The following is a 6,666-nucleotide window of genomic DNA, read 5'->3' as shown; positions in this document are numbered from 1 at the left end:
AGACGACAAAGCTCCCGCCGGTCCGCCGATGGGCGGTGGCGGCCCGGGAATGTACTAAAGGGCGCAGAATAAACGCGGATGCAACAAAGGGACGGGCGTCGCCCGTCCCTTTGTTGCGATGTGGGATGGCAGCCCACTCCCCGCCTGACTCAGGCGGGGAGTTCAAGCGCCTTCAGCCCGCGGTTTCGTTATATGACCAAATATCCAGTCTTCCGGTACGACAGCTTCGAGATTGAAAAAGGTTCATCCAGCGTCACAGCCCGATTCCGCTTCTCCATTCCTCCCGATATCTCCTTCACGCCCGAGGTCCATTTTGACGCCGTCCCCAACGGCTGGCATCACGTTCCCGACGAGTTCCTGAACAACGCCGTCTTTCACCTCGGCCTGATCGAGTCCTTCAGTTACTGGAAGGCAACAGCCTCTCCAACCATCGAAGTCCGTGCCGGCAGCCTCAGCGGCGACCAGGTTCGCTGGTGGCACGATCTCCTGATCAATGGAATGGGTGAGTTCTTCTATAAGAACGATATCGATTTCACGCCGAAGGATTTCGTGACGATCGTTCCTGCGGCCGGAACGGCCGCATCAAAGCCTTTTACTGCTTCGCTTCCGCTGCGCAGTCTGTTGACGATCGGGGGCGGCCGTGATTCGGCGCTCGCAGGGGCTCTGTTGCGGGACTCCGTCCGCCCGTTTACCTGCATGATGCTGAATCCGTCCACGGCAGCGCGAAATATCGCGCGTCATGTCACGGCCAACGATCCTGTGATCATTCACAGAGCCATATGTCCGGAACTGCTCGAATTGAACCGGCGCGGTTTCCTGAATGGCCACACGCCGTTTTCCGCTTACCTCGCGTTTCTGGGCGCAACCTGCCAGCTCCTGTACGGATATTCGACCGTAATCGTTTCAAACGAGCGGAGTTCGGATGAAGGCAATGTCCGGTATCGCGACCGGGACATCAATCATCAATATTCCAAGAGCTTTCGCTTCGAGCGCCTGTTCGACGAATACCTCTCCAAGTATCTGGTGAGCCAGGGGCACTACTTCAGTTTCGTGAGGCCGTTGTACGAGCTGCAGATCGGAAATGTCTTTTCAGGCTTTCCTGCCCTGTTCGATCTCTTCAAAAGCTGCAACCGGAATCGATCGGATTCCTGGTGCGGCCGCTGCCCGAAGTGCCTTTCGGTCTTCCTGACCATGTACCCGTTCGTCCCGCGCTCGGCATTGACCAAAATTTTTGGAACGGACCTTTTTTATATTGAAGAAAACATTCCCGTCCTTCGCGAGCTCGCGGGTCTCGACATCAAGCCTTTCGAATGCGTTGCAACCACTATGGAAATCTCGTCCGCACTGGCGCTCTCTATTGCCAAGGCGCGAGCCGCAGATGAGCCGCTCCCTCCGCTGCTCGAATACGCTGTGAAAAACGTTCCCGGTTCCGCCGATACCGGAAAAGTCGAGAGCATCCTTAATACATATGGACCACACCGCATCCCACAGGAATTTGAAGACTTCCTTACGAAAGGCTTGAAGCGATCGCCCCGGGCGCTCTCGTGACCGCATTCCTGGGGGGAGTTTATTTTTCACGGCGTCAAACCCTTAGCGAGCCGCGGAACCCCCTGCCGGCATAGTAAGACTCCGCGCCATTGTGATACACAAAGACGCGGCCGAATCGGCGATCACAAAAGAGCGCGCCTCCGAGTCCTCGGACCTCCGCTGGTGTTTTCACCCAGCTCGATCTCTTCGTATCGAATTCTCCAAGTTTCTGCAGCTCTCGATATTCCTCTTCCGTTAGAAGCTCAATGCCCATAGCCGCGGCCATATCCATAGCGTTGTTTTTCGGCTTATGCTCTTTTCTCGAATCCAACGCTTCACGGTCGTAACAGACATTCGTACGGCCGCTAGGAGTTTGCCCGGAACAATCATAAAAGACGTATTCGCCCGTTGTTTTGTCTTGACCGACAACATCCGGTTCGCCGCCGGTCCTTTCCATTTCATGAAGTGACCACAGTTCTTCCGGATGAGCTTCCAGTCTCGCCTGGACTTTAGCCCATTCAAGACGCTTGTGTCGGTTCATGTTCTTATCAAAGCGGGCTTTCATCATTCCGAGCAGTTGTTCTCGTTGTTCCGGGGATAACTGCTTCTGGTTGCTCTTGGTGTTTTTCATGTTCGTAGAGCCTGGACACATTGTACGGTTAAGCGTATCGTTGTGCTCGATAAACAAGCGAACGATAAGGAGTCCTGAAAATGCTGGATCGCGTGACGGGTGCGATGATTGCCATCACAGTAATGCTAGCCGCTTCGTCAGTCGCTTTGACGCAGAACAGTAAGCCAGGACCACCAAAAGCCAAGGCCCCGGCGGCGTCGACCAAGTCTTTTGACGTGCATGATCTGTCTGGATTTTGGGACATCACCAACAGCGGGCGTCCACCTGGCGCGCTGGACGAAACCAGCAACAATCGGCCGCCGATGACGCCCTGGGGTTTGGAACAGTTTCGCAAGACGAAGACGGCAGATGCCAAAGCATTAAGCAATGGAGCTTCCAGGAACGAGAAAGATTGGAATGATCCTGTCCGCTGGTGTGATCCGACGGGTTTTCCCAGGATCATGTGGAACCCGACGCCGGCGGGAATGAGGCTTGCCCAAGCCGGTGACGAAGTGATTCAGTTCTTCCAGAACAATCGTGTGTGGCGCGACATTTGGACGGATGGGCGAAAACTTCCGGGCGATGACGCGGACTCCCGCTGGTACGGATATGCAGTCGGCCGCTGGGAGGGGGATACGTTTGTCGTCAACTCGAACAACTTCACTGAGGGGAGCTGGCTTGATCAATACGGTTCCCCGCACAGCGACGAGATGAGCGTGGAAGAACGCTACCGCCGCGTGGACCACGACCATCTGGAAATGACTCTGAACATCACGGACCCCAAGACCTATACCGGGACTTGGAAAGGCGATAAGAAGATCTTTCAATTGGTAGAAAAATCAACACGCTCGGCGTTCAACGATTTCCCCGAAGACATCTGTGCATGGTCTGAGACGAAGCGGGAGATCCACAAATAGCCTTCGATAGTAAGGCGTGGGGGAACCGGCCAGATGTGAGGAGGCCGCGAAGCGATGTACCGCACTGAACTGGACGGTGGGCCCGACGCTAAAAAAAGGAGATGGTATATGACGCGTAAGCTTGCAGCTTCCTTCATTTTTGTCACGCTAAGCCTTCTGGCGATTGGTATCCCGCTGTTCGCGCACCATGGAACGGCCGGTGTGTACGACTTCACTCACCGCATCACAACGAAGGCAGTCGTGAAGGAATACATATGGGCCAATCCTCACGTCCAGATTTACTTCACCTTGAAAAACGATAAGGGTGAAGAGCAAACCTGGGGCGTCGAGACCGTAAGTCCGGGGAACGCGCTGGCGAATGGCTGGACCAAGAAGACATTCAAGGCTGGGGAGGAACTCCTGGTGAGCTTCGTTCCGGCCAAGGGCGACAGGACTTTCGGGACCTGTCCTCAATTCGTCTTTGTTGCCGATGGCAAGAGGCTCGGCGGTAACGGCCGGTGCGGCATGGGAGCAGAGGCCGTCGACGCCAACACGCTTCCAATAAAGGAAGGCTACACGAAAGTCGAAGTTCAGATGCCGAAAGACACCCGCGCGCGGCCCGATTCCGAGCAAGAGCAGTAAGGAGTCTCCACATGACGTATCGTCGCACCGCATTGTTCGTTATCGTGGCTGTATTGGCTTCAATGCAGATCCTTTTTGCGCAGGATGCTCCGCGAGGGCGAGGGCAAAGGCAAGCGCAGACGGCTCCGCCGCCATCGAATCTGCCCTTTGATCCGCACGATATATCCGGCATCTGGAGAAACCCGGGAGGATTCGACCCCATCATAGGCATGAATCGCCCTCCCATGACGGATTGGGGCAAGGAAAAGTGGAGTAAGACCAGGGCCTCCGCCAGAAATACGCCGCTGGCCTATGGTTTCTACGAGGATCAAAAAGATTGGAATGATCCGCTGTTCCAATGCGACCCTTCCGGCTACCCCCGCACCCTGGACTACAGTAACTACCGGTTCGTGAAGCTCGATAACGAATTCGTGGAGTTCTTCGAACGCGACCGCGTATGGCGCGACCTTTGGACGGACGGGCGCAAGCTGCCTGGGCCCGAAGCAAAGCCGCGTTGGTACGGATATGCGACCGCCCACTGGGATGGAGACACCCTTGTGGTCGAATCTTCCGGTTACGATGAGCGAAGCTGGATCGATCCCTACGGTTCCATCCACAGCGGCCAGATGCGTATCGAGGAGCGCTACCGGCGCATCGATCATGACAATCTGGAATTCAGCATGACGCTTACCGACCCGAAGGCATATACGGGCCCCTGGAGTGGCAAGAAGGTGTTGAAGCTGTTGAACTCCTCACAGCAAGTCCAGAAGGGTCTCTGGGGGAAGAGGGCGGACGGCACGGCATACGGGGACATGCGGGAAGAATATTGTGTCTATTCGATTGAGCAGAAGTTCTGGCAAGGACGGCCCCTGGACGGAATCGGCGGGGAGGGCAAGAAGTAAATGAGACAAGTCGGGGTGCGGGCTCTGGCACTCGCGGCACTGGTGGCGATGGCTTTCCGGCTGCTGAGCAGTACACCCGCCGCGGGTCAAGCTGCCCCTGCAGGGCAGCTCATGTCGGAACAGGCCTTCAAGAACGTTACCGTGCTCAAAGGAATTCCTGTCGATGAGTTCATGAACACGATGGGGTTCATTTCCGCAGCCACGAACTATAACTGTATTGACTGCCATGTCGAAACGAAGGCGGAAGGCGACTGGAGCACCTATGCCCAGGACACTCCCCGTAAGCAAACTGCGCGCAAAATGATTCTGATGGTTCAGGAGATCAATCGGACGAATTTCGGGGGAGCGCGGGTCGTGACCTGCTATACATGTCATCGCAATCTCCAGGGCGCCCCCAAGATCACGCCGAGGTTGGCGGAGCAGTACGGCGAGCCGCCCGACCCCGATCCCAATGAAGTCGAGATCCGCCGGCAAACGCCCGGGGCGCCTTCCGCCGATCAGATCTTTGACAAGTATCTCCAGGCGGTCGGAGGAGCGCAGAAGGCAGCCGCCATCACCAGCATCGTCTTCAAAGGCACATACCAGGGGTATGCGGAACCGAAAGCGCCGGTGGACATTTATGTCAAGGCTCCAAATCAGCGCACCCAGATTGTCCATACGGACGCTGGAGACCGGACCACGGCCTGTGACGGCATCAACGGATGGATGGCGGCGCCGGCCATGGATAAACCATTTCCCGTGATCAGGTATACGGGCGGAGACTTGGATGCCCTCCGGCTCGACGCAGTGCTCTCTTTTCCGGCGGGAATAAAACAGGCCGTAACGAGACCGCTGGTAGGTTCAAGCAGCATTGACGATAAGGATGTGGTCGTCGTGCAGGGGACCGCCAGCGGCGGAAGCTCTGCCATAAAGCTGTACTTCGACATGCAGTCCGGCCTGCTGGTGCGGAAGGTGGGCTATGCCGATACGATCATCGGGCGCGTGCCGATACAGGTCGACTACAGTGATTACCGGGATGCCGCCGGAACTGGAGTCAAGCTGCCGTTCCACGTCATTACGACATGGACGGACGGCCGCTCCGACGTACTGCTCACTTCGGCGCAAACCAATGTAGCGATTGACGCGGCGAAGTTCAATCAGCCGCCCCCGCCGGTGACACCCGGGAAATAGGCCGCACGGCGACCTTATGAGACCGCGGCATCTGGCTCGCAACGGAAAAATTCCGGCATTTTGGGTTTTCATGCAATTTCTATCCTTTGGCATATACGAATACGCTTGACACGACTTCAACCGTGACTGAGCATAGCCTTCCAGTCACTGAAGCAGAAGCTTGACCGCAGAACAAAGGATGGTCCCCCATGGACAAACTGACGCACGAGGCCGCGAGTCTTCCGGTAACCGTTAGCCTGATCTGCATCACGACCGCCATGAACCTCGGCCGGGCGCGGCCCGATCTGGAACGTCTGAACGAAGGCAACCTGTCGGAAACAAGTTCCGAATCGGCGCGTGGCTGGGAAATGCTGCCTTACCAGACAGGCCTGCTCCAGGTCTACGCTCAGGCTCATGCGGCGGACCCCGGCAGGTATCAGTTCAAGCTGCCTCTCCATCGAAGACAGTCGGTCGAGGACTCGGTATCTGAACTCCTGGGCGCGGATATCGCAGGTTTCAGCACTTATGTCTGGAACATCCGTCACAGTCTGAAAATAGCCCGGCTTCTCAAAGAACGGGAACCCAACGTTTTCATCATGTTCGGCGGACCGCAGGTGCCCGATCGGGCAGAGGATTTCCTGCGTGAAAACCCATTCGTCAATGTTGCGGTACATGGTGAAGGAGAACGCATCTTTCTCCGCCTGCTGGAAGCGTTTCCATCGAATGACTGGAGTGAAATTCCATCAATCAGCTTTCTGAATAAGGACGGCCGCTTCATCCATCATCCGAAAGGGCCCCGGATCGAGGATCTGGGAGTTATTCCACCTGTTTATGCCAGCGGCGTTTTTGATCCGCTGCTCGCGGCGAATCCGAATAGCGAATGGATGGCTCCCATTGAAACCAATCGCGGCTGTCCGTTTTCCTGCACCTTCTGCGACTGGGGATCTGCAACTGCCACGAA

At 56.3% G+C, this 6,666-nt stretch carries 7 protein-coding genes; 6 read left to right on the top strand and 1 reads right to left on the bottom strand.

Features of this window, described 5'->3' with window-relative positions; translation table 11 throughout:
- The first annotated feature begins 192 nt into the window (after positions 1–192).
- Entirely contained in the window at positions 193–1,548 is a 1,356-nt protein-coding gene (locus VGK48_03610; protein HEY2380250.1) for a hypothetical protein, read from the top strand.
- A 34-nt stretch (positions 1,549–1,582) separates the two neighbouring features.
- Here the strand turns inward: VGK48_03610 and VGK48_03605 are convergent, their stop codons facing one another.
- Positions 1,583–2,158, bottom strand: a complete 576-nt coding sequence (locus VGK48_03605) for a DUF4256 domain-containing protein (protein HEY2380249.1) — start codon at positions 2,156–2,158, stop codon at positions 1,583–1,585.
- A gap of 80 nt (positions 2,159–2,238) precedes the next feature.
- On the opposite strand from VGK48_03605, the gene VGK48_03600 reads away from it, so the two are divergent.
- The 5 genes from VGK48_03600 to VGK48_03580 form a co-directional block, all read left to right on the top strand.
- Positions 2,239–3,054: a hypothetical protein gene (locus VGK48_03600; protein ID HEY2380248.1), complete on the top strand. Its 816-nt coding sequence runs from the start codon at positions 2,239–2,241 to the stop codon at positions 3,052–3,054.
- A 108-nt stretch (positions 3,055–3,162) separates the two neighbouring features.
- Positions 3,163–3,675 (top strand): DUF6152 family protein, encoded by a 513-nt coding sequence (locus tag VGK48_03595; protein HEY2380247.1) that lies wholly within the window; start codon positions 3,163–3,165, stop codon positions 3,673–3,675.
- A gap of 11 nt (positions 3,676–3,686) precedes the next feature.
- On the top strand, positions 3,687–4,556 hold the full coding sequence (locus tag VGK48_03590) for a hypothetical protein (protein HEY2380246.1): 870 nt from the start codon (positions 3,687–3,689) through the stop codon (positions 4,554–4,556).
- Positions 4,557–5,726 carry a photosynthetic reaction center cytochrome c subunit family protein gene (locus VGK48_03585; GenBank protein ID HEY2380245.1) on the top strand — a complete coding sequence of 390 codons (1,170 nt, stop codon included), beginning with the start codon at positions 4,557–4,559 and terminating at the stop codon, positions 5,724–5,726.
- Positions 5,727–5,914: 188 nt separating this feature from the next.
- A partial coding sequence (locus VGK48_03580; GenBank protein HEY2380244.1) for a cobalamin-dependent protein occupies positions 5,915–6,666 on the top strand: 752 nt, incomplete at its 3' end.

The organism is Terriglobia bacterium, assembly GCA_036496425.1.
In the GTDB taxonomy this organism is placed as follows: Bacteria; Acidobacteriota; Terriglobia; order 20CM-2-55-15; family 20CM-2-55-15; genus 20CM-2-55-15.
The sequence above is the reverse complement of the archived record's forward strand: the minus strand, read 5'-3'. Positions and strand labels throughout refer to the sequence as shown.

Bases quoted from the DNA above. Each gene is read 5' to 3' on its own strand.
- VGK48_03610 (HEY2380250.1), top strand. From the start codon at position 193: ATGACCAAATATCCAGTCTTCCGGTACGACAGCTTCGAGATTGAAAAA.
- VGK48_03605 (HEY2380249.1), bottom strand. From the start codon at position 2,158: ATGAAAAACACCAAGAGCAACCAGAAGCAGTTATCCCCGGAACAACGA.
- VGK48_03600 (HEY2380248.1), top strand. From the start codon at position 2,239: ATGCTGGATCGCGTGACGGGTGCGATGATTGCCATCACAGTAATGCTA.
- VGK48_03595 (HEY2380247.1), top strand. From the start codon at position 3,163: ATGACGCGTAAGCTTGCAGCTTCCTTCATTTTTGTCACGCTAAGCCTT.
- VGK48_03590 (HEY2380246.1), top strand. From the start codon at position 3,687: ATGACGTATCGTCGCACCGCATTGTTCGTTATCGTGGCTGTATTGGCT.
- VGK48_03585 (HEY2380245.1), top strand. From the start codon at position 4,557: ATGAGACAAGTCGGGGTGCGGGCTCTGGCACTCGCGGCACTGGTGGCG.